19 protein-coding genes and 1 pseudogene are annotated in these 21,431 nt (G+C 61.6%); 10 read left to right on the top strand and 10 right to left on the bottom strand.

What is annotated here, in order from left to right; translation table 11 throughout:
• The first annotated feature begins 12 nt into the window (after positions 1 to 12).
• Both NPS58_RS07390 and NPS58_RS07385 read left to right on the top strand, forming a co-directional pair.
• On the top strand, positions 13 to 948 hold the full coding sequence (locus NPS58_RS07390; RefSeq protein ID WP_274114737.1) for a restriction endonuclease: 936 nt from the start codon (positions 13 to 15) through the stop codon (positions 946 to 948).
• Between the two features lie 317 nt (positions 949 to 1,265).
• Complete coding sequence (locus NPS58_RS07385) at positions 1,266 to 1,850, top strand: TetR/AcrR family transcriptional regulator (RefSeq protein ID WP_274114735.1); 585 nt, start codon at positions 1,266 to 1,268, stop codon at positions 1,848 to 1,850.
• Between the two features lie 62 nt (positions 1,851 to 1,912).
• Here the strand turns inward: NPS58_RS07385 and NPS58_RS07380 are convergent, their stop codons facing one another.
• Complete coding sequence (locus NPS58_RS07380; protein WP_274114734.1) at positions 1,913 to 3,166, bottom strand: aromatic amino acid transport family protein; 1,254 nt, start codon at positions 3,164 to 3,166, stop codon at positions 1,913 to 1,915.
• A gap of 263 nt (positions 3,167 to 3,429) precedes the next feature.
• On the bottom strand, positions 3,430 to 4,440 hold the full coding sequence (locus NPS58_RS07375; protein ID WP_274114733.1) for a zinc-dependent alcohol dehydrogenase family protein: 1,011 nt from the start codon (positions 4,438 to 4,440) through the stop codon (positions 3,430 to 3,432).
• A 142-nt stretch (positions 4,441 to 4,582) separates the two neighbouring features.
• Here NPS58_RS07375 and NPS58_RS07370 point away from each other — a divergent pair, with 142 nt between their 5' ends.
• From NPS58_RS07370 to NPS58_RS07360, 3 genes are all read left to right on the top strand, one after another.
• The gene (locus NPS58_RS07370; protein ID WP_274114731.1) at positions 4,583 to 5,083 is read left to right on the top strand and encodes a sigma-70 family RNA polymerase sigma factor; all 501 of its coding nucleotides are present in this window, start codon (positions 4,583 to 4,585) and stop codon (positions 5,081 to 5,083) included.
• Entirely contained in the window at positions 5,084 to 6,031 is a 948-nt protein-coding gene (locus NPS58_RS07365; RefSeq protein ID WP_274114729.1) for a FecR domain-containing protein, read from the top strand.
• A 106-nt stretch (positions 6,032 to 6,137) separates the two neighbouring features.
• Complete coding sequence (locus NPS58_RS07360) at positions 6,138 to 8,609, top strand: TonB-dependent siderophore receptor (protein WP_274114728.1); 2,472 nt, start codon at positions 6,138 to 6,140, stop codon at positions 8,607 to 8,609.
• 82 nt (positions 8,610 to 8,691) lie between these two features.
• Here NPS58_RS07360 and NPS58_RS07355 read toward each other — a convergent pair whose 3' ends face one another.
• The 4 genes from NPS58_RS07355 to NPS58_RS07340 form a co-directional block, all read right to left on the bottom strand.
• On the bottom strand, positions 8,692 to 9,285 hold the full coding sequence (locus NPS58_RS07355; RefSeq protein ID WP_274114727.1) for an HAD family hydrolase: 594 nt from the start codon (positions 9,283 to 9,285) through the stop codon (positions 8,692 to 8,694).
• The gene (gene tesB / locus NPS58_RS07350; RefSeq protein ID WP_274114725.1) at positions 9,282 to 10,151 is read right to left on the bottom strand and encodes an acyl-CoA thioesterase II; all 870 of its coding nucleotides are present in this window, start codon (positions 10,149 to 10,151) and stop codon (positions 9,282 to 9,284) included. The genes NPS58_RS07355 and tesB overlap by 4 nt, the downstream gene beginning before the upstream one ends.
• A 77-nt stretch (positions 10,152 to 10,228) precedes the next feature.
• On the bottom strand, positions 10,229 to 10,798 hold the full coding sequence (locus NPS58_RS07345; protein ID WP_274114724.1) for a GNAT family N-acetyltransferase: 570 nt from the start codon (positions 10,796 to 10,798) through the stop codon (positions 10,229 to 10,231).
• A gap of 137 nt (positions 10,799 to 10,935) precedes the next feature.
• The gene (locus NPS58_RS07340; protein ID WP_274114722.1) at positions 10,936 to 13,119 is read right to left on the bottom strand and encodes a TonB-dependent receptor; all 2,184 of its coding nucleotides are present in this window, start codon (positions 13,117 to 13,119) and stop codon (positions 10,936 to 10,938) included.
• A 362-nt stretch (positions 13,120 to 13,481) separates the two neighbouring features.
• Here NPS58_RS07340 and NPS58_RS07335 point away from each other — a divergent pair, with 362 nt between their 5' ends.
• Positions 13,482 to 14,168, top strand: coding sequence for a histidine phosphatase family protein (locus NPS58_RS07335; RefSeq protein WP_425313028.1), 687 nt, complete (start codon positions 13,482 to 13,484; stop codon positions 14,166 to 14,168).
• A gap of 2 nt (positions 14,169 to 14,170) precedes the next feature.
• On the top strand, positions 14,171 to 15,019 hold the full coding sequence (locus NPS58_RS07330) for a phosphatase PAP2 family protein (protein WP_274114720.1): 849 nt from the start codon (positions 14,171 to 14,173) through the stop codon (positions 15,017 to 15,019).
• Here NPS58_RS07330 and NPS58_RS07325 read toward each other — a convergent pair.
• Positions 14,985 to 15,410 carry an EamA family transporter gene (locus NPS58_RS07325; RefSeq protein ID WP_274114718.1) on the bottom strand — a complete coding sequence of 142 codons (426 nt, stop codon included), beginning with the start codon at positions 15,408 to 15,410 and terminating at the stop codon, positions 14,985 to 14,987. The two genes, NPS58_RS07330 and NPS58_RS07325, sit on opposite strands and share 35 nt — an antisense overlap.
• Before the next feature lie 100 nt (positions 15,411 to 15,510).
• Between NPS58_RS07325 and NPS58_RS07320 the strand changes: the two genes are divergently transcribed.
• Entirely contained in the window at positions 15,511 to 16,425 is a 915-nt protein-coding gene (locus tag NPS58_RS07320; RefSeq protein ID WP_274114716.1) for a histone deacetylase family protein, read from the top strand.
• 148 nt (positions 16,426 to 16,573) lie between these two features.
• On the top strand, positions 16,574 to 17,851 hold the full coding sequence (locus NPS58_RS07315; protein ID WP_274114715.1) for a TIGR03862 family flavoprotein: 1,278 nt from the start codon (positions 16,574 to 16,576) through the stop codon (positions 17,849 to 17,851).
• 25 nt (positions 17,852 to 17,876) lie between these two features.
• Here the strand turns inward: NPS58_RS07315 and NPS58_RS07310 are convergent, their stop codons facing one another.
• Entirely contained in the window at positions 17,877 to 19,208 is a 1,332-nt protein-coding gene (locus tag NPS58_RS07310; RefSeq protein WP_274114714.1) for a DEAD/DEAH box helicase, read from the bottom strand.
• Positions 19,209 to 19,283: 75 nt separating this feature from the next.
• Positions 19,284 to 20,216 carry a drug/metabolite exporter YedA gene (yedA, locus tag NPS58_RS07305; RefSeq protein WP_274114713.1) on the bottom strand — a complete coding sequence of 311 codons (933 nt, stop codon included), beginning with the start codon at positions 20,214 to 20,216 and terminating at the stop codon, positions 19,284 to 19,286.
• A 152-nt stretch (positions 20,217 to 20,368) separates the two neighbouring features.
• Here yedA and NPS58_RS07300 point away from each other — a divergent pair, with 152 nt between their 5' ends.
• Positions 20,369 to 20,827, top strand: a complete 459-nt coding sequence (locus tag NPS58_RS07300) for an Lrp/AsnC family transcriptional regulator (protein ID WP_274114712.1) — start codon at positions 20,369 to 20,371, stop codon at positions 20,825 to 20,827.
• On the opposite strand, the pseudogene NPS58_RS07295 reads toward NPS58_RS07300, so the two are convergent.
• Positions 20,824 to 21,429: pseudogene (locus tag NPS58_RS07295) on the bottom strand (3'-5' exonuclease); the annotation flags it as partial. The gene NPS58_RS07300 and the pseudogene NPS58_RS07295 sit on opposite strands and share 4 nt — an antisense overlap.
• Positions 21,430 to 21,431: the final 2 nt, after the last annotated feature.

The raw sequence follows: 21,431 nt of genomic DNA, 5'->3' as shown, positions 1-21,431 counted from the left end.
TAAAAACGAACCATGTCTGTCCCGACCTACGATCAGTTCATCGAGCCCGTCCTGCGTTTTCTCGCCGCTCATCCGGAGGGTGCCACTGCGGGCGAGGCTCACGAAGCATCCGCCCTGACGCTTGGCCTGACCGAAGCCCAGCGACAGGAAACCATCGCCAGCGGCCAGGCCACTTACAAGAACAGATCCGGCTGGGCGCATGATCGCCTCAAACGCGCCGGCTACTCCAGCAGTGCAAAGCGTGGCTACTGGCAGCTAACCGACACCGGCCGCGCATTCGCTCAGGCCAACCCGGCCCCGTTGAGCGCAGAACGGGTCGAGCATCTAGCTGTGAACTTCATGAGCGTGAAGCTAAAGACAGCACCGGATGCCGCCTCGTTGGATGAAAACAACGACACTTCGACGTCAATTGCCAAGACCGACCTCGCCACTAGCAGCCCGCAGGAGCGCTTAAACCAAGCCATCCTTGAGCTGCGCACCAGCGTCGCGGGCGACCTGCTGGACAATTTGTTGCAAGCAAGCCCGACGCGCTTCGAGCACATTGTTCTGGACGTCCTGCACAGTTTGGGCTACGGCGCGAACCGTCAGGCGCTGCAGCAAGTCGGCGGTAGTGGCGACGGTGGCATTGACGGCGTGATCTCGCTCGACGCGCTGGGGCTGGAGAAAGTCTACGTGCAGGCCAAGCGCTGGCAGACCACCGTCGGCCGTCCCAATTTGCAGGCGTTCTATGGCGCTCTGGCCGGGCAGAAAGCCAAACGCGGTGTATTCATTACCACTTCCGGCTTCACTGCCCAGGCGGTTGAGTTCGCGCTGTCGGTCGAAGGGCTTGTGCTGGTCGACGGTAAACGCCTGGTCAATCTGATGTTGGATCACGAGGTCGGTGTCAGCTCGCAGCTTTACAAAGTGCCTAGGCTCGACAGCGATTACTTTGATGAGTCGCTTGGCTGAGTTCAACAACCACCGTCCATCGAAATCCAGATCACACAGCATTCCAGCTGGTATCCCAAGCAATTTATCTGATCAATTATTAGCCAATAAAAACAGATAGCTACAGGTTCTTTTCAAATCACCCCGGCCCACCAAATTCGCAAAACAAAAAAAGGCACTAGCGCCCTGCGCAAGTGCCTTTTTTTGTGCCTACTCGCTGACAAAACATCACTGCAGCCCCACATTTCCTGCCCCAGACGGACGATACGGACACCCACCCATTCCCGGTATCGTTGGCTACCCCACAGCGGATCCCTGCTGATCGACGGAGCCTCTCCATGCTCGCAGCCATCACGTCCACACCCAGCCCCCGCGACCGCTTGCTCGACGCTGCATTGGAGCTGTTCGCAACACATGGCTACCAGGCCATCGGCTTGCGCGACCTGGCCGGCCACGTCGGGGTTCAGGCGGGCTCTTTGTACCATCACATTGAAAACAAGCAGTGCCTGCTGTTCGAGTTGATCGAGTCGGCCTTGTCAGACTTGCTGGCCGATACCAAACAACGAATGAAAGGCGCCAGTACGACGGGCGAACGCGTACGCCGTTTCGTTCAGGCATTTGTTGCCTTCAGCCAGAACGACAGGCACAGGCTCGTGTTGATAAGCAGGGAGTTCGTGAACCTGAACGACGATAACAAGCAGCAGGCACATGCGCTGAAAGCGGCGTATTGCGAGCAGCTCAAACACATCATCGCCGATGCGTATCAGGGCAATGGCAAACCTGAGGAGGAGATCGCTTTTATTACCCATGCGGTGATCGGGATGCTGTACGGCCAGGCGCAGTGGAGTGATGTACAGATGACAGAGCCGCAGCTCACCGATGTTCTCACACGTTGCGCTCTTGGCATTATTCGCAGTGAGTAAGGCAACTAAAAAGGCCGGTGCGATACCCGCACCGGCCTTTTCATACCAACTACCCTGAAGCCTTACCAGCCGCCAGGCAACCAGCCAAACGCACTGGCAATCGCATACATCATGCTGCACAGGTACAGGATCACCACCATCACCTGGATCAGCGGATGGGCGATCCAGCCGCATTGCCAGGCAGGGACGATGTCGCCGTTCTTGCGCGCCGAGCGCAGCATCAGGATCGGCATGATCGACAGGATCACGCCGCTGAACACGCCGGCGAAGTACAGCGCGTTAACAAAGCCGACCATGCCGCTGTAGGCCAGGATGAACGGCGGTACGCAGACGATGCCCAGTACCAGCAGGCGGTTCTTGGGGTTGCTTTCCGAACCCAGGCTCTTGAACTTGTCGAAGATGTTGGTCAGGAAGCTGCCGCCCAGCCCCCAGTACGAGGTCATCATGGCGCACAGGGCAAAGGTGTTGGCGGTGTAGAACGCCCACTGGCCCAGGGCCTGGCCCCATGCCAGGGTGGCGACTTCGGTCTGGTTTTCCAGGCCGTTGAGGGCTATCACCGACATCGGCACGATCGCCAGCAGGATGAAGGTGATGACCATGCCGGTGATCACGGCAATCGGCAGGCGCTTGGGGTCATGGCTGAAGCCACGGGCCATCTCCGGCACCACGTACTGCGCCGAGAAGCAGAACACGGCAATGTTGAACACTGGGATCATGTAGATCCAGCTGCCATCGAACAGGTTGGCAAAATCGGTTTTTTCGTTGATCAGGGTCGCGATCACCAGCACCAGGGTCATCGATACCATGCCGATACTGATGAACTTCTCCCCCTTGCCAATGGCCTTCAGGCCCAGGTACAGCACGAAGGCTGCAGGCAGGAAGAACAGCAGGCTGCCGATGGCCGGGCTGATGCCGAAGAACTCGCTGAGGATCCTGCCGCTGCCGCTCATGTACGCGGTCAGGGCGCCGATGCTGTTGACCGCCACCGACAAGAAGATGGCCCAGGCCCCGAACGAGCCGACATAGCGCTGCGCCAGGCCACTCAGCTGGTGGTGGCTGCGGGTACGCAGGGTCGTTTCCGAGACATAGAGCATGGAGATGGTGGTGAAGACACCGGCCACGGCCAGCCACAACAGCAATGGCATGTAGCCGGCCAGGCGGCTGGCATAGGCCATCGACAATACGCCGGCACCGATGTTGGTACCCACGATCATTGCCACCGCCTCGACGAACGTCAGGCGTTTGACCTCAAGGCCCGAAGATTCAACCACGGACGGGTCAGCACCGCCCACGGCGGTGTTGGGGGTTGCACTCATGATCACACTCACTACGTATTTGTATTTATTACCGGATGCACCTGGAAGCGATGCGTCACAGGCCCAGTGGGCGCTGTGCCATGGATTTCTCGAGCGGCGGGCAAAATATCACACAAGGTGTTCGAAATAACACCCGGACGGAGCGAAAGAATGCGAATCAAGAGTTTCGAAAAAATTCTTGAAAAGCAAAGAGTTACCGCGCGACAAAATAGGATGGCGAGGTCAAGCCCGACCAAGGTCGGGCCGCCTCGGGGGAGGATGGATCAGAACTCCAGGCAGATCTTGCCGAAGTGCTGGTTGCTTTCCTGGTAACGGAACGCCTCGACGATCTGTTCCAGGGCGAACGACTTGTCGATCACCGGGCGAAGGCCGTTGGCATCGATTGCGCGGATCATCGCCTGCTGTTGCTCCCGGCTGCCGACCAGCACACCCTGCAGGCGTATCTGGCGTACCAGCGCATGGATCAGCGGCAGTTGCCCGGAAACTCCGGTCAGAATGCCGATCAGCGAGATGTGCCCACCAATCGCCGCCGCGATCATTGACTGCTCCAGGGTGGCCGGGCCGCCCACTTCGATCACGTGATCGACGCCACGGTTACCGGTGAGCTGGCGTACGGTTTCACCCCAGGCCGGGGTCTTGCGATAGTTGATCAGGTGATCGGCACCCATGGCCTTGAGGCGTTCGAGCTTTTCGTCACTGGACGAAGTCGCAATCACCGTGGCCCCCGCCAGCTTGGCGAACTGCAGGGCGAAGATCGAAACGCCGCCGGTGCCTTGCACCAGCACGGTGTCGCCGGGCTTGAGCGCGTCGTCGGCCATCAGCGCGCGCCAGGCCGTGAGCCCGGCGGTGGTCAAGGTGGCGGCCTCGGCGTGGGTGTAGCCTTTGGGGGCATGGGTAAACGAGGTGGCGCGGGCGGTCACCTGTTCACGGGCGTAGCCATCGATGCCATCACCCGGCACGCTGGCAAAGCCTTCCACCTGTGGGTGGCCCCCCAGCCAGTCGGGGAAGAAGGTGCTGACCACCGCATCACCCACGGCAAACTCACTGACACCCTCCCCGACCGCCGTCACCACGCCCGCGCCATCGGCCATGGGAATGCGCGGCTCGGTCGGCCCCCACATACCGCTGACCACGGCGAAGTCGTGATAGTTGAGCGAGTTGGCGTGCACTCGCACGCTGATTTCACCGGCCTTGGGCGCGGATGCCGCACAGGTACCGACCTGCACCTTGTCGTAACCGCCGCCCGCCTGCACGTAAATGGCCTTGCTGGTCATGGAAATCTCCTGATTCGATTCGACAAACAGCTGATCAGTCTTTGCCCGGTCCTGGCACAGGTCAAGCACCGGCTCTTGCGAAACATCCCGACAAACTACAATAATGCGACTAATTATCAATTACTGGCTGGTTGTGCCGTTCATGTCTGCCTCCGATCACGCTGCCCTGCATGCCCTCTACAGCGAACACAATGGTTGGTTGAAAAACTGGCTGCGCGCCCGCCTGGGCAATGCCAGCGATGCCGCGGACCTTGCCCAGGACACCTTCATCCGGGTGCTGACTGCACGCAACATCGACACCATCCGCGAGCCACGCAGTTACCTGGGCGCCATTGCCCATGCCCTGATGGTCGACAAGTTCCGCCGCAAGGCACTGGAGCAGGCCTACCTTGCCGAACTGGCGAGCCGACCCGAGCGATTGGCCGACTCACCGGAAACCCGTCTGCTGATCCTCGAAACCCTGGTGGCGGTCGATACCTTGCTTGACGGCCTGGGCGATCGCACCCGGCGTATCTTCCTGGCTGTTCAACTCGAAGGCCTGAGTTATGTCGCTACCGCTGAGCGACTGGGGGTGTCGGTCACCACGGTGAAAAAGCACCTGATCCGCGCCATGACCCACTGCCTGCTGCTAACGGACGATTGAATGGCCCAAGCCCTGGACTACCGCACCCTGGAAGCCGCCGCCACGTGGTACGTGCAGCTCAATGCCGCCCAGCCCAGTGACGCGCAGCTACGCGCCTGGCAGGAGTGGCTGGGCAAAAGCCAGGCCCATGCCCAGGCCTGGGCGCGGGTGGAGAAGTTGCAGCGCCAACTGGGCTGCCTGCCAGCGGACGTCGCCCTGCCGACCCTGGCCGGCGTTCGGGCGCGTCGACGCGCCGTCCTCAAGACCCTGGCCATGCTCATGGTGGTCGGCGCTACCGGCTGGGCCGTGCGCGAAAGCAATCCGGGCCAGGCGCTGATGGCCGAACTGCGTACCGGCAAAGGTGAACGACGGCAGGTGAGGCTCAGCGATGGCAGCCAGCTTGAACTCAATACCGACAGCGCCGTGGATATCCATTTCGACAGCGCGCTCCGCCAGCTGCGCCTGTACCGTGGCGAAATCATGGTGCAGACCGCCGGAGATCCAGCTGCCCGCCCCTTCGAAATACAAACCGCCGAGGGTCTTGTGCGCGCCCTGGGTACGCGTTTCAGCGTACGCAGCGATGAAGGCCGAAGCCAGGTCAGCGTGTTGCAGCACGCCGTGGAGATCCGCTCCGTGGATAACCCGTTGCTGATGCTGCGCCTGGATGCCGGCCAGACCGCCGAGTTCGACAAACAGCGTATCAGCACCGCTCGTACTGCTGCGCCCGGTACCGGCGCCTGGACCCAAGGCATGCTGACGGTGATCGAATGGCGCCTGGCCGACTTCGTCAGCGAGCTGCGCCGCTATCGTCCCGGCGTGCTGCGCTGCGCAGGCGAGGTTGCCGACCTGCGCCTGTCAGGGGCCTTTCGCATCGACGACACCGACACCATCCTGGAAAACCTCAGCGCCTCGCTGCCCGTCAAGGTGCGTTACCTGACCCGTTACTGGGCGAGCATCGAACCTGCCTGAACAATTTCTACCAAAGGGGTTGCCGATTTTCATTCTCATTCGGCTACGCAGGTAAAGCAGCACATTAAAGCTGCCCCTCTGCCCAGCCAATCGAAGGAAAACCTGCATGACCCGCACTTGCCCACGGGCACCCCGCCCTCTGGTTCGCGCCGTTCACCTGGCGCTGTTTGGTCTGACCCTGGCGCCGCTGCCGATGCTGGCGATGCTGCCGGCCCAGGCACTGGCGCAAAGCGCCAGCACCGCATTCCAGATCGCACCGGGCCCGCTGGGCACCACCCTGAGCCTGTTCGCCACCCGCGCCAACATCACCCTGTCATTCGACGCCCGCCAGACCCAAGGCCGTCAATCGGCCGGGCTGCAGGGCAACTACTCGGTGGAAGAAGGCCTGGCGCGCCTGCTTCAGGGCAGCGGCCTGCAGGCCCAGCGCCAGAGCAACGGCGGCTATGTGCTGGTCCCGGCCAACAGCAGCGGCGCCCTGGAGCTGGGGGCGACCAGCATCAACGGCCAACTGCTCGGCGAAACCACGGAAAACACCGGTTCCTACACGACGGCGGTGACCCGCACGGCAACCAAGCTGCCGCTGTCGATCCGCGAAACACCTCAATCGATCACCGTGGTCACCCGCCAGCAGATGGACGACCAGGGCGCCCAGAGCATCTCCGATGTACTGCGCAACACCCCCGGTGTTTCCGGCCAGACCTACGACAGTGACCGGGTCGACTTTTCCAGCCGCGGCCAGGTGATCACCAACTACCAGTACGACGGCGTGAACACCATCTATGACGGCGTGTACGGCGAAGGCACCGCCCATGTCGATATGGCCATCTATGACCGGGTAGAAGTACTCAAGGGCGCGACCGGCCTGATGACAGGTTCCGGCGACCCGTCCGCCACGGTCAACCTGATCCGCAAGAAGCCCACCGCCCAGTTCCAGGCCTCGCTGACCGGCAGCGCCGGCAGTTGGGACAACTACCGTGGCGAGGGTGATGTGTCGGGGCCGCTCAATGACAACGGTACGGTGCGAGGGCGCTTTGTCGGGGCGCAGCAGGACAAACAAGGCTATCAGGATCACTACGAGCAGAAGAAAGAGGTGTACTACGGCATCCTCGAAGCCGACATCACCCCCGACACCCTGCTGACCGTCGGTATCGACCAGCAGACCACCACCCCACGTGGCTCCTCCTGGACCGGTAACCCGGTGTACTACACCGACGGCGGCCGCACCGACTTCTCGCGCTCGTTCAACCCGGGCGCTGACTGGAGCCGCCGCGACTTCCAGAACCGCACCTACTTCGCCTCCCTTGAGCAGGCGCTGGTCAATGACTGGTCGCTCAAGCTCAGCGTCAACCAGCTGCAAACCGACCACGATACCCGCCTGGCCTCGGCCAGCGGCGGCAGCCCGGACCGTGACGGCAACGGCATGTTTTTCTTTTGGGGACGCTGGGAAGGCCATCGGGTGCAAAACAGTGCCGACCTGAACCTCTCCGGTCCTTTCAGCCTGTTCGGTCGCCAGCATGACCTGGTGGTGGGCTTCAACACCTCCCATTCGCGCCAGACCGGCAGCACCTGGGACACCAGCGAATTTGCCATGGTGCCGGGTAGCATCTTCGACTGGAAAGGCGATATCGGCGTGCCCGACTTCCCGAAAAACGGCAAGTACGAGCAACAAAAAAGCCAGAACGGCGCCTACATCGCCACCCGCCTGCGCGCTACCGACGACCTTTCGCTGATCCTCGGTACCCGGGTCAGCACCTTCAAGTACCACGACGACTACAACTATGACGGCCTGAACCCGATCTTCCAGGACAACTCGGCCAGCTACAAACAGCATGGCGTCGTCACGCCCTATGCAGGCGCGGTGTATGACCTGGACGACACCTACTCGGTGTACGCCAGCTACACCTCGATCTATCAGCCACAGACCAACAAGGACATCAACGGCTCAACCCTGGACCCGGTCGAGGGCGACAGCTACGAAGCCGGTCTGAAAGCGGCGTACTTCGACGGTCGGCTCAATGCCAGCCTGGCCTTCTTCCGCATCGAACAGGACAACGTCGCCGAATCAATCGGCTCCAATCCATTCACCAACGAAGGCATCTACAAGGCAACTGACGGTGCGACCACAAAAGGTGTGGAGCTGGAAGTCGCGGGTGAGCTGATGGAAGGCTGGAACCTCTCGGCCGGCTACACCTATGCCCGCACCCGCGATGCCGACGAGCAGCGCATCTACGGCTTCCCGATGAGCACCAGCAAGCCTGAGCATCTGGTGCGAATTTTCACCACCTACCGCCTGCCGGGCGTGATGGACAAGGTCACCGTCGGTGGTGGCGTGAACTGGCAGAGTGCGTTCTACGGCAAGATCTACAGCGGTGCGGTGAACGACTACACCTACATCAAGCAAGGCGGCTACACCCTGGTCGACCTGATGACCCGCTACCAGTACGACGAACACCTGAGCTTCACCGTCAACGCCAACAACGTGTTCGACAAGCGCTACCTGAGCGGGCTGGGCAACTTCGATACCACCTACTACGGTGAGGCTCGCAACGTGATGCTGACCACCCGCTGGGATTTCTGATGCGTTTCGCGGGGCAAGCCCGCTCCTACCGAGGATATGTGCGCTTCCGGCAGGAGCGGGTTTGCCCCGCGATCAAATCGAATCAGCCGCGTAACAATCCCTGCAAAGCCCGGCAATCCGCCGCATGCCAGTCGGCCAGCTCCGGCCAGGGGTTGTCCGGCAGATTGACCAGAATGGTCCTGGCGCCCGCCGCCCGGCCGCAATCCAGGTCGAAGCGGTAGTCGCCCACCATGACCATCTCGGCCGGCGACACGTCCCAGGCCTCGGCCAGTTTCAGCAAACCACCGGGGTGCGGCTTGGGTGGCGCTTCATCACGCCCCAGCACGTACTGCTCGGCAAAGCAATCTGCCAGGCCGATGGCCTCCAGCGTCACATGGGCAAGCTCCCGCGCGTTGCGGGTCAGAATGCCCAGTTGGCAACCACGCCCAACCAACTCCCGTACCAGCTCCACAGCGCCCACGGCGGCTTGCGAGCCAATCGCCAGGTCCCGCTCGTGCTCCAGCAACCAGGCGTGCTTGGCCGCGGCTTCTGCTGCGGGCAAGGCGGCCAGGTGGGTGAGGATATCGTCGGCAGGCGGAATCTCCAGCGCCTCGCGAATGGCGGCAAAGTCATGCACCGCCACGGTCAAGGTGCCATCCATGTCGAAGACCCAGTGACGGATATCGTTCAGGCTCATGCCCAGTCCTTGCGATGACGGATCAGGCCTTCCTGGCAAGCCGACGCCACCAGTTGCCCGGCCTGGTTGTAGATGTTGCCGCGGGAGAATCCACGGGCGTTTCCAGCCCAGGGGCTGTCCATCGCATACAGCAGCCACTCGTCCGCGCGCAGGTTGCCATGGAACCACAGCGCGTGATCAAGACTGGCAATCTGCATGTCCTTCTGCCACACCGATTTGCTGTGGGGCAGCAGCGAGGTGGTCAGCAGACCGAAGTCCGAGGCATAGGCCAGCATGTATTTGTGCAATGCGGGAACGTCCGGCAAGGTGCCGTCGGCGCGGAACCAGATGTACTTCACTGGATCTCCCGCCTTGGGGTTGAACGGGTCTTCCTCGGTGACCGGGCGCATCTCGATCGGCTTGGCGCAGAGCATCTTCTCGCGGATGGACTCAGGTAGGCGATTGGCGATGCGCTGGAACAACTCGACTTCCGTCGGCAGGTTTTCCGGGCCAACCACTTTCGGCATCTGTGTCTGGTGCTCGAAGCCTTCCTCGTCGTACTGGAACGAGGCGCTGCAGGTGAAGATCGGCTGTCCCTTCTGGATGGCCGTCACCCGCCGGGTGCTGAAGCTGCCCCCATCGCGCACCCGATCCACCGAGTACACCACCGGCATCGCCGCATCGCCCGGGCGCAAAAAGTAACCATGCAACGAGTGCACATGACGCGCCTCTTCGACTGTCTGGCTGGCGGCCGATAGCGACTGGCCGAGCACCTGACCACCGTACAGCTGGCGAAAGCCCAGGTCCTGGCTACGCCCGCGGAACAGATTTTCCTCGATGGCTTCCAGACTCAGCAGGTCGACCAGATCGTCCAACACGTGGCTCATTCACAATTCTCCAAAGCTATGCACAACTGCGACAAATGATACAGGGTTTGTCATTACCCACCCGTATGTTGTGCGATTCAGCCACGCAGTGTTTGCTGCCACTGGGCCCGGTTGATGCGGTACAGCACATGGGGGCGCAGGGGATGAAACTCGGGCAGTTTCGGGTGCAGGAAACTGCCGCCCGGGTCGTGCTGCATACCAATGGCTTGCATCACTTTCTGCGACGGCAGGTTGCTCTCGGTGGTGAATGACACCACTTGCTCGAGCCCCAGCTGGGCAAAGGCGCAGCGTAAGCTGGTCCAGGCCGCCTCACTGGCAAAGCCCAGGCCCCAATGACGACGCGCCAGGCGCCAGCCGATTTCCACGGCGGGAGTGAAGTCGGCCTGGAAGTTGACGTTGAGCAGGCCAGTCATGCCAATGAAGGCACCGGTGTCCTTGCGCTCAAGGGCCCAGAGCCCGTAACCGTATTCATTGAAATGGCCACGAATGCGACCGATCAAGGCGGCACTTTCAAGACGCGTCAGCGGAGCTGGAAAGTAGCGCATCACCTGCGGATCGGCGCACATGGCGCAGAACTCGGCAAGATCGTCGTCCTGCCATTGGCGCAGCACCAGGCGTGCGCTTTCCAGTTCGAGTATGGGGGTCATTGCCTGCTCCTGAGCACATCACCTGCAGTTTACAGCGTAGGCAGGCGCAAGCGATGTGGCGATCAGGCAGTGAGAAAATTCAGCATCTCGACAGCGCGGCCAGGCCGGCACTGTCGAGACTTTCGGGGCGGGCAGTATCAGAACTTGAAGTTTGCCGTCAGCTCGGCCGAGCGGCCCGGCGCCACGGTGGCGAACAAGCCGACATGGGACGCATCGTAGATGGTTTCGTCGGTCAGGTTCAGGACGTTGAGCTGCAGGTCCAGATTCTTGTTGACCTTGTAGCCGACCATTGCGTCGTAGCGCCAGTAGTCATCGACAGTGATGGTGTTGGCGTCGTTCATGTAGCGCTCGTCCATATAGTTGGCGCCGGCACCGACGGTCCAGCGGTCGGTGATGTCGTAGGAGCTCCACACGCTGAAGCTGTTGGGCGCAATGAACTTGGACTGGTTGCCGTCGTTGCTGCGGTCACCGCCCGACTTCACCACTTCGGCGTCCAGGTAGGTGTAGCCCGCCCAGACCGCCCAGGCATCGGTGATGCGGCCGGTTGCGCCCAGCTCGATACCGGTGACCTTCTGGTCGCCATCCAGGGCCACCAGGCCTGTGATCGGGTCGGTTACCCGGGCATTGGTTTTTTCGGTGCGAAACACGGCGGCGGTCAGCGACAGCTGCTCGTTGAGCACATCCCACTTGGTACCCAGCTCTACGCTGCGGGATTTTTCCGGGTCCAGGTTGGCCTTGTTGCCGTTGAGGTTACCGGCACCAGCACCGTCTGCACCGCCCGACTGGGTGTTCTCACCCGACGGGTTGGACGATGTGCCATAGGAGAGATAGATGCTGCCGTTAGGCATCGGCTTGAAGACCACGCCGACCTGGTAGTTCCACAATTCGCTGGACGACTCGGCGCCGCCTTCGACGCGGTTCTTCACCTCATAGTCGTCGTAACGCAGGCCCAGGTTCAGGTCCCACTGCTCATGCAGGCCCAGGGTGTCGAAGACGTACAGCGACTTGACCTGCGTCTGGTTCTTGCTGGTGACCTCACCGGTACCTGGCAACAACGTCCAGCCGCCGTCATGGGGATTGGGGTTGTAGAGATCCGCCGCAATACCGTTGTTACCGGCATGTTTGTCTTTGTCGGTAATGGTTTCGCGGCTGACTTCTAGGCCTGCGGCATAACTGTGCTTGATGTCACCGGTCTGGAACTTGCCAAACAGGTCGGTCTGGTTGATGACCGAGGTGTTGACCACATTGCGTGGGCGGAACCCGCGCCCGACCAGCCCGGCCTCTTCTTGCGCGACGTTGGCAAATACCGGACGGCTCATTACGTAGTTCTGCATGGTACGGCCACCGCGCAGGGTGTTGCGTACCGACAGCTCTTCACTGAAGTCATGTTCGAGAATCAGAGTTGCCAGGTCGGCGGAGGTTTTACGGAAGTCACGATCCACCAGGCCGTAGAAGTTGTCGCGATCAACGTTTGCAGGTTTCTGGGTGATCAGGGAAATCGGGTGGCCCTGATCCGGAATATCGTCAGTTTCAAGGTGGTAGTAACTTGCGGTGACCCGGGTCGGGCCCTGCAAGCCCCAGGTAATGGTCGGCGCAATGCCCCAACGTTTGACTTCGACATCATCGCGGCCCGGTGTGTCGGCTTCATGTTTCATGGCATTCAAACGAAGCGCCAGATCCTGCTCGGGCAGGTACTGGTTGATATCGATAGTGTTGCGCCATAGCTGATCGGTACCCATGGTCACGCTGCCACCGATGGAGTCTTCCATCTTGGCGGTCTTGCTCACCAGGTTGATCGAGCCGCCGGTCGAACCCCGGCCGCTGTAGGCCGAGCCAGGGCCCTTGACGATTTCCACCGACTCGACGTTGAACGCCTCGTGGGAGATACGCCCCAGGTCGCGCACGCCATCGATCTGGATATCGGTACTGGCTTCAAAGCCGCGAATGAACGGGCGATCGCCCAACGGCGTACCGCCCTCGCCCGCGCCCAGGGTAATACCCGGCGTGGTGCGCAATACATCGGTGAGCGAGGTGGCAGCCCGCTCTTTGATCAAGGCTTCATTAATGATGGTGATCGACTTGGGCGTTTCACGCAGGGGCGCGGTGAACTTGGGCGATGACATTTCATCGACCTTGAACGTTTCGTGGTGCTTGCCGGTGATATCGGTGGCATCGAGCTCCAACGCCGTTCCCGGTTTGTTTACCGGCGCATTTGAAGTTTCAGCCAGGCTGACCGAAGACCAGGAAGCCACGGCCAGACCCAGTGCCGTGTAGAGATGACCGGATTCTGAACGACGTATTGTTTCAACTTTATGTGCCATTAGTACTGCCACCATCAGAAAATGATGCGCAATACTATTTACGAGCAATTATCAACTGAAGTCTATTTACAATATTTACGCAAAGTAACTAATTATTTCATAAGTTATACTCTGATACATACATTTAGTTACAACTACAGCAGCAATCAATTAAAAGATGCTGCGTTTCTCCGACACCTCACCCACGTTTTTTGTTCCCGCCACCGCCAAGAGCGTCGCCAGCCATTCAATTGCGCGGCAAAGATTTTTTTCACATCCACTTCACCTGCTCACCACGGACCGCCCCCTACAGTGCTGCCATTCTCGTGGTACCTGCCCCTGCGGCTGCTACCCGATCCGACCCCGCGTCATGGAGCAGCAGCATGTTGCCAGGCACCGCTCAGAACACCCCACGGTCAGCGCTCGAACGACGACGCCTACCCTCCCTCAACACGATGGTTGTCGGCCTGTGCCTGTTACTCGCACTGGCCTCACTCACCGCATGGGCATCAACGAGAACTCAAATCGTGGACCTTGGCAGCGACAATCAAATGCGCAGCAGTGGTGTTTACAAAGAATGGTCCAAAGGCGCCGTTATCGTGCTGATCCGCCACGCCGAGCGCTGTGACCGGTCAAGCAACCGCTGCCTGGACGACCCCAGCGGGATCACCGTGGCAGGCAGCCAAAGCGCCACAGACGTCGGCCATGGCCTGCAGCAACTGGGCCTCAAAGATGCCGACGTGCTCAGCAGCCCACAGCTCAGAACCCGGCAGACCGCGCACTTTATCTTCGGCAAGGCCGTCAGCAGTGAAGACTGGGTACAGCAATGCGACAGCGACTTCGCCAAGACAGCCCTTGCGCACAAGTCGGCGGAGCACAACCTGGTGCTGGTGACCCACAGCGGCTGCATCGACCATATGGAACGCCAGTTGAACGTGCCCGGCGGGGAGCGCGCCAGCGACTATGCCAGTGCCTTGTTCGTTTCCGTCGCGGCCAACGGCAAGCCACGAATCCTCGGCCAGATGAACGCCGGTCAATGGCAAAAACTCCTGAACAGCACAAGGACGTAAGCATGCAGGCCGGTTCTCGCAAAGCTTTTTACCTGGCCAACCTGGGCATCCCTCTGCTGTTTGCCATGCTGGTTTTCCTGCTGTTCGACCTGACCTCGCTGGACCGGCTGATCAGCAACCTGTTGCTGGACCCTGCCACCGGCCAGTTCCCACTGCTGCATGATCAATGGTTCGAGAAAGTCACCCACAAGTGGCCACGAATTCTGCCGAACTGGACCGGCGAGGCGGCGATCATCGGCTCACTGCTGTCGTTCATCTGGCCACTGCTGGCCAAACGCCCCCGGCTTGCCAACAGCCGCCTCCTGGAAACTTCGCGTATCGCCCCGCTGCTGCGTTTGGTCGCAGCGCATCGGCGCGACTTTCTCTTCGTGGTCGTGGCCTTCGCCTTGTGTACCACTGTGATCCACTACCTCAAGAGCCATACCAGCGTGTATTGCCCGGTGGAGACCACTCTCTATGGCGGCTCGCAGTTGCGCACGGAGTGGTATGAGCAGTTCTCCTGGCTCAGCAAGGCCGGCGAGGGTCGCTGCTGGCCAGGTGGGCATGCCTCCAGTGGCTTTACTTTGCTGGCCCTGTACTTCGTCGCCCGGCGCTACCGCTGGCACCATTCGCGCACCTTGCTGGTGGCGATCCTGCTGCTGGGCTTCGTTTATGGGACGACCCGCGTCCTGCAAGGCTGGCACTATATGTCGCATACCTTCTGGGCAGGCATTTTCGTCTGGCTGACCACCTGGGTGACAGCAGTGTTCTTCTATGGCCGTCAGGCCCTGCAAGCACCAGCCTTGCGTCGCACCCGCACACGGCCCGCAGCGACCCTCAGCGCCATGCCAGCATCACTACGCCCAGAGTGACCAGGCTGATACCGGCCCACTGACGCAGGTCGAGCCGTTCGCCGAGCAGGGTGACCCCAAGCACGGCGACCAGCACCACGCTGAGTTTATCCACAGGCGCGACTTGCGAAGCCTGGCCCAGTTGCAGCGCACGGAAGTAGCAGATCCATGAGGCGCCCGTGGCAAGTCCCGACAGCAGCAGGAACAGATAGCTACGCGCCGAGATCGAACTCAATGGCTGGTACTGGCCGGTGGCATACAAAATCAGCGCCAGGCTGATCAGCACCACCACGGTACGCAGCAAGGTGGCGAAATCCGAGTTGATACCGCTGATGCCCACCTTGGCAAAAATGGCCGTCAGCGCCGCAAACACTGCTGAAAGCAACGCCCAGAACGTCCAGGAAGCCAGCATCTCGAGTTCGCCTGTGGAAAAGTCGTTGGTCTGCTTACAAAGTAGCGCAACGGCAGCCGCTGCTGGCAAGATCGGCGTCTGCCCTGCTCAAGTACTTGCCATGCCCCTGCCGCTGATCTACCACGACGACTACAGCCCCGAATTCCCGGCCGACCACCGCTTTCCGATGGACAAGTTCCGCTTGCTGCGCGATCACCTGGTCGACAGTGGCCTGACCACAGACCAGGCATTGCTGCGCCCGAAAATCTGCCCCAATGACATCCTCGCCCTGGCCCATGACCGCGACTACATCGAGCGCTACATGAATGGCGAGTTGTCTCGCGAAGACCAGCGTCGCCTCGGCCTGCCGTGGAGCGAAGCACTGGCGCGGCGTACGGTACGCGCCGTCGGCGGCTCGTTGCTGGCAGCCGAACAGGCCCTGCGACATGGCATCGCCTGTCACCTGGCCGGTGGCACCCACCACGCCCACTACGACCATCCGGCAGGCTTCTGCATCTTCAATGACCTCGCCGTGATCAGCCATTACCTGCTGGTGGCCGGGCGGGTACACAAGGTGCTGATCTTCGACTGTGATGTGCACCAGGGCGACGGTACCGCCCGCATCCTGCACGACACCCCCGATGCCATTACCGTGTCGCTGCACTGCGAGCAGAACTTCCCGGCACGCAAGGCGCAGAGCGACTGGGATATCCCCCTGCCCCGGGGCATGGGCGACCAGGCCTACCTGAAGGTGGTCGAGGACGCCCTCAATTACCTACTGCCGTTGTACCGCCCGGACATCGTGCTGTACGACGCCGGCGTCGATGTGCACAAGGACGATGCCCTGGGTTACCTGCAACTGACCGATGAAGGCGTCGCCGCCCGCGACGAGCTGGTGCTGCGCCAATGCCTGGGACGGGATATCCCGGTGGTTGGCGTGATCGGTGGCGGCTACAGCAAGGACCGCCACGCCCTCGCCCGGCGCCACGGCATCCTTCACCACAGCGCCAGCCGGGTATTGGGTTACTCACAATGACTGTGGAACCGCCTGTGGATAACCTGAGCGAAAGCGGCCCGAGGCCTTTAACCGCCTGGCCTTGAGACCTCTGTACGTTTTTTGATCAGTGTTTCCGAGGAGTGTGCTGGGGTAGAATGCCGGCTCTTTTCCCAGCCTGCAGCCGACCATGACCGACACCCGCTCCGCCGACCGCCCACACGTTGCCATTATCGGAGGCGGGCCTGCCGGGCTGATGGCCGCTGAAGTGCTCAGCCAGGCCGGCGTTGCGGTGGATCTGTACGACGCCATGCCCTCGGTGGGACGCAAGTTCCTGCTGGCAGGCGTCGGCGGCATGAACATCACCCATTCCGAACCCTACCCTGCCTTTGTCTCTCGCTATGCCGAGCGGGCCGAACCTGTCGGTGAACTGCTTGCAGGCTTCGATGCCGACGTGCTGCGCCAATGGATTCATGACCTGGGTATCGAAACCTTCGTTGGCAGTTCCGGGCGGGTGTTTCCTCGCGACATGAAAGCGGCACCCCTGCTGCGCGCCTGGCTCAAGCGCCTGCGCGACGCCGGCGTAGTTATTCACACCCGCCACCGCTGGCTGGGCTGGAACGCAGAAGGTGACTTGCGAATCGGTTATCCACAGGGCGAATTGACGCTCAAGCCGACGGCCACAGTGCTGGCGCTTGGAGGCGGAAGTTGGGCACGGCTGGGCTCCGACGCGGCCTGGTTGCCTTGGCTTGTGGATAAAGGCGTGCAGGTCGCGCCGTTACAGGCTGCAAACAGCGGTTTCGAGGTACAGGCCTGGAGCGAACTGCTGAAAAGCAAATTTGCAGGTGCGCCGTTGAAAAACATTGCGCTGAGCCTGGCCGGGCAAACGCCGCGCCTGGGTGAATGCATCGTTACCGCCCAGGGCCTGGAAGGCAGCCTGGTGTATACCTGGTCGGCGCAGATCCGCGAGGCCATCAATGCCGCCGGTAGCGCCACCGTGCTGCTCGACCTGCTGCCAAACCGCACTGTGGATAACATTCAAAAGGCTCTGGAAAAGCCCCGGGGCTCACGCTCGATGGCCAAGCACCTGCACAGCCAGTTGGGGCTGGATGGCATCAAAGCTGCGTTGTTGCGTGAACTGACCGATGTACCGACCTTTACCGACCCGCACTTGCTGGCGCGGGCGGTCAAGGCGTTGCCGATCGTACTGGTGCGCCCTCGCCCGCTGGATGAAGCGATCAGCACGGCCGGTGGGGTAGTGTTCGAGGCGATGGACAAGCGCTTGATGCTCACGCAGATGCCGGGCGTGTTCTGCGCAGGTGAGATGCTCGATTGGGAGGCGCCGACCGGGGGTTACCTGCTGACGGCGTGTTTTGCCAGCGGGCGCAAGGCCGGGCTTGGGGTGCTGGAGTGGATCGCATCGCGGGGCAAGTCGAGACGTCGCACCGCCGCTCCTACAGTCCGGTAGGAGCGGGCTTGCCCCGCGATCAATCTCAAGGCTTGCGCTTGCGCGGCCCGGTATTGAATGTCGGCACCTTGCGCACAGGCTTGGCCGCAGGCGCTGCCGCCGGCGCATCGCCGCTGTCCATCCAGCGGCCGAGGCTGCGCTTGCTGCTGCTTTCCTTGGGCTTTTTCGGCTTCTTCGGTTTCTTCAGCACCTGACCACTGGCGTCGGTCATCGGCACCTTGTGATCGGGGATGAAATCCGGCTCTTCATGGCGCGGCAAGGTCTTGCGGGTCAGGGTCTCGATGGCCGACAGCAACTGGACTTCATCGGCACACACCAGCGAAATCGCCTCACCGGTATTACCGGCACGACCCGTACGGCCAATGCGGTGGATGTAGTCTTCAGCCACGATCGGCAAATCGAAGTTGACCACCAACGGCAAGTCGTCGATGTCCAGGCCACGTGCAGCCACATCGGTGGCCACCAGGATCTGGATCTCACGCGCCTTGAAGCTGTCCAGAGCGCGCTGGCGGGTGGCCTGGGGCTTGTCGCCATGAATGCCATCGGCGTTAACACCCTGGCCACGCAGGCGTTCGACCAGTTGGTCGACACCGTTACGGGTCTTGGCGAACACCAGCACCTGCTTCCAGCGCTGCTTGCGCAGCAGGTGGCTGAACAGCTCCGGCTTGCGCTTCTTGTCGACCGGCACGATCCACTGCTTGACGGTGCTGGCGGTAACGTTGCGCGGGCTGACTTCGATGCTCAGCGGGTCGTTGAGGGTCTGCCCGGCCAATTGGCGGATTTCGTCGGAGAAGGTCGCCGAGAACAGCAAGGTCTGGCGACGTACCGGCAAGGCGGCGTACACCGCGCGCAATTCCTCGGCAAAGCCCAGGTCGAGCATGCGGTCGGCTTCATCGAGCACCAGGGCCTGCAGCTGGTTGAACTTCACTGCATTCTGGCGGAACAGGTCGAGCAGGCGACCCGGGGTGGCTACCAGCAGGTCGATGCCCTTGCGCAGTTTCATCATCTGCGGGTTGATACTGACCCCGCCATAGACGGCATAGGTGCTCAGCGGCAGGTGTTCAGCGTATTCGCGAATGTTGCTGTGTACCTGCTCGGCCAACTCGCGGGTCGGCACCAGCACCAGGGCGCGAACCGAGTTGCTGGCGACCTTGGCGCCCTCCAGGGTCAGGCGCTGCAGCAGCGGCAAGGCGAAACCTGCGGTCTTGCCGGTGCCGGTTTGTGCAGCGGCCATCAGGTCGCGCCCGGCCAGTACGGCAGGAATGGCCTGGGCCTGGACCGGCGTCGGGGTGTTGTAGTCCAGGCGCTCGAGCGCGCGCAGCAAGGGTTCAATCAGGCCGAGTTTGGCGAATGTCATAGCGGTACCGTCAGGGGAATTCAGCAATGGCGGCAGTTTACCTTGTTCGGCCAGCGCCTTCCTGAGAAACCTTGATCACTTGCACAGCTCGCCTTGTACCTGGGGTTGCGGCTTGGTTACCTCGGTCGCAGGCTTGCGCCACTGCGGAAGACCGATCAGCACCACCGCGCCGATGATCACCGCCATGGCCACGCACTCTTCAAAACCGATCTGCTCGCCGGCAAACAAAATCCCCAGCAATACCGCCACACCGGGATTGACGTAGGCGTAGCTGGTAGCCGCTGCCGGGCGCACGTGCTTGAGCAGGTACATATAGGCGCTGAAGGCCAGGATCGAGCCGAAGAACACCAGATAAGCCAGCGCGCCCCAGCCGGCGGCTGTCGGCATCTGGGTCATGCGTTCACCGCTCAGGGCGCTGCCCAGCAACAGCACGACGCCGCCCACAAGCATCTCCGCTGCGCTGGCCATGGGGCCCTGCGGCAGTGGCAGGCTTTTGCTCCACACCGACCCGAAGGCCCAGGACGCAGCGGCAAACAGGATCAATGCGGCGCCCGCAGGGCTGGCTTGCAGGTTGGAACCCAGGTTGAGCAGAGCGATGCCGATCAGGCCGAGGAAGATCCCTGCCCATTCCAGCCGGGTGTTGCGATGGCCCCAGAACAGGCCGAACAACAGGGTGAACAAGGGCACGGTCGCCACCGCCAGGGCTGCAACACCCGAGGCCACGCCGGCATGCTCGGCCAGGGTCACACCGCCGTTGCCGCAACTGAGCAACAGCACGCCGATGATGCCGGCGGCGCGCCACTGCGGCCAGCTGGGCGTGGGCACCCCGCGCCAGCGCAGAAAGCCGTACAGCAAGGTACCGGCGATGATGAAGCGCACCCCCGCCATCAGCAGCGGCGGCCAGGATTCGACGCCGATCCGAATGACCAGGTAGGTCGAACCCCACACCAGGTACAGGGCCAGGAAGGCGCCGATCAGCACCAGCGGAAAGCGACGGGAGGCAGGCATGGGGGGCTCGAGTTTTAATTGTCGGGGGATTAGTTTAGAAAGGCACGACCGTAAACTTAAGTTACAAAACCTGTTTAAACGAGCAGTACACTTTCGAAAGCACGTTTGTTCAGGCCAAAAACCGTCGATTCCAAACCTACCTTCGGAAGCTCATGGACAAGTACGATCGAATGCTGCTCAGCGCCTTGCTGGAAAATGGCCGCGCCTCCTTTGCCGAGCTTGCGCGCAAGGTCAATCTGTCGGCCCCCGCCGTCGCTGAACGGGTGGCCAAGCTGGAGAGCAGCGGGGTCATCACCGGCTACCAGGCCAAGGTCGACCTGGAGAAGATCGGCCTGCCGATACAGTGCGTGATCGAACTGCGCCTGGCCAGCCACGGCAATCAGCAGACCTACGAAGAACTCACCCAGATCCCCCAGTTGACCGAGTGTCACCGGGTCACCGGTGATCCCTGCGTGATCATGCAGGCAGCCGTGGGCTCAATGCCGGAGCTGGAGGAGTTGATCAATCGGGTTGCCCAGTTCGGCTTCAGCAAAACCTCGATCATCCTCTCCAGTGCGGTGGAGCGGCGATTGCCGCTGGGCCATCTGGAGCTCAACGGCAAGAAGGCCTAGCGGTAGCTCTTCAGCGCCTCGCCGATCTTCGCCGCAGGGACTTTCTGCAGGCTGCAGAACAGCGTGTGGGAAGGCGTGCTGATGCCCTGCTTGCGCAATTGCCCGGCCAGGTGTTGGGCCAGGTTGGCGGCCATTTGCGCATCGGCCATCGCACGGTGGGCAGTGCCGGTGTCTGGCAGGCCCGCCCAGCGGGTCAGTGTGCCGAGCTTGTGGTTGGGCGCGGCCGGCATCAACCGACGGGCCAGCAACATCGAACAGGCAAACCGCTGGCTGCGGCTGCGACCGATCTGCGCGAGTTCGTAGTCCCAGAACTTCTGGTCGAACGAGGCGTTGTGCGCCAGCATCGGCGTGTCACCGACAAACTCGGCCACCTCGTTCATGACCCGGGCAATGGGGGGCGCGCTGCGCAGCATGGCGGTGGTGATGCCGGTCAGGCCGGCGACGAAGGCCGGCACCGGCACTCCTGCATTCATCAGGCTCTGGTAGCGTTCGACAATACGCCCGCGTTCGAGCATGACCACGGCCACTTCGGTCGCCCGGCAGCCGGCGCCTGGCGAGATGCCCGTGGTTTCAAAGTCGATGACAGCTATACGTTCCAAAAAAA

The sequence above is a fragment of the Pseudomonas putida genome (assembly GCF_028682455.1).
In the GTDB taxonomy this organism is placed as follows: domain Bacteria; phylum Pseudomonadota; class Gammaproteobacteria; order Pseudomonadales; family Pseudomonadaceae; genus Aquipseudomonas; species Aquipseudomonas putida_AA.
Note: the sequence above shows the minus strand (reverse complement) of the source record. Positions and strands in the feature narration are given on the sequence as shown.

Bases quoted from the DNA above. Each gene is read 5' to 3' on its own strand.
- NPS58_RS07390 (WP_274114737.1), top strand. From the start codon at position 13: ATGTCTGTCCCGACCTACGATCAGTTCATCGAGCCCGTCCTGCGTTTT.
- NPS58_RS07385 (WP_274114735.1), top strand. From the start codon at position 1,266: ATGCTCGCAGCCATCACGTCCACACCCAGCCCCCGCGACCGCTTGCTC.
- NPS58_RS07380 (WP_274114734.1), bottom strand. From the start codon at position 3,166: ATGAGTGCAACCCCCAACACCGCCGTGGGCGGTGCTGACCCGTCCGTG.
- NPS58_RS07375 (WP_274114733.1), bottom strand. From the start codon at position 4,440: ATGACCAGCAAGGCCATTTACGTGCAGGCGGGCGGCGGTTACGACAAG.
- NPS58_RS07370 (WP_274114731.1), top strand. From the start codon at position 4,583: ATGTCTGCCTCCGATCACGCTGCCCTGCATGCCCTCTACAGCGAACAC.
- NPS58_RS07365 (WP_274114729.1), top strand. From the start codon at position 5,084: ATGGCCCAAGCCCTGGACTACCGCACCCTGGAAGCCGCCGCCACGTGG.
- NPS58_RS07360 (WP_274114728.1), top strand. From the start codon at position 6,138: ATGACCCGCACTTGCCCACGGGCACCCCGCCCTCTGGTTCGCGCCGTT.
- NPS58_RS07355 (WP_274114727.1), bottom strand. From the start codon at position 9,285: ATGAGCCTGAACGATATCCGTCACTGGGTCTTCGACATGGATGGCACC.
- tesB (WP_274114725.1), bottom strand. From the start codon at position 10,151: ATGAGCCACGTGTTGGACGATCTGGTCGACCTGCTGAGTCTGGAAGCC.
- NPS58_RS07345 (WP_274114724.1), bottom strand. From the start codon at position 10,798: ATGACCCCCATACTCGAACTGGAAAGCGCACGCCTGGTGCTGCGCCAA.
- NPS58_RS07340 (WP_274114722.1), bottom strand. From the start codon at position 13,119: ATGGCACATAAAGTTGAAACAATACGTCGTTCAGAATCCGGTCATCTC.
- NPS58_RS07335 (WP_425313028.1), top strand. From the start codon at position 13,482: ATGTTGCCAGGCACCGCTCAGAACACCCCACGGTCAGCGCTCGAACGA.
- NPS58_RS07330 (WP_274114720.1), top strand. From the start codon at position 14,171: ATGCAGGCCGGTTCTCGCAAAGCTTTTTACCTGGCCAACCTGGGCATC.
- NPS58_RS07325 (WP_274114718.1), bottom strand. From the start codon at position 15,410: ATGCTGGCTTCCTGGACGTTCTGGGCGTTGCTTTCAGCAGTGTTTGCG.
- NPS58_RS07320 (WP_274114716.1), top strand. From the start codon at position 15,511: ATGCCCCTGCCGCTGATCTACCACGACGACTACAGCCCCGAATTCCCG.
- NPS58_RS07315 (WP_274114715.1), top strand. From the start codon at position 16,574: ATGACCGACACCCGCTCCGCCGACCGCCCACACGTTGCCATTATCGGA.
- NPS58_RS07310 (WP_274114714.1), bottom strand. From the start codon at position 19,208: ATGACATTCGCCAAACTCGGCCTGATTGAACCCTTGCTGCGCGCGCTC.
- yedA (WP_274114713.1), bottom strand. From the start codon at position 20,216: ATGCCTGCCTCCCGTCGCTTTCCGCTGGTGCTGATCGGCGCCTTCCTG.
- NPS58_RS07300 (WP_274114712.1), top strand. From the start codon at position 20,369: ATGGACAAGTACGATCGAATGCTGCTCAGCGCCTTGCTGGAAAATGGC.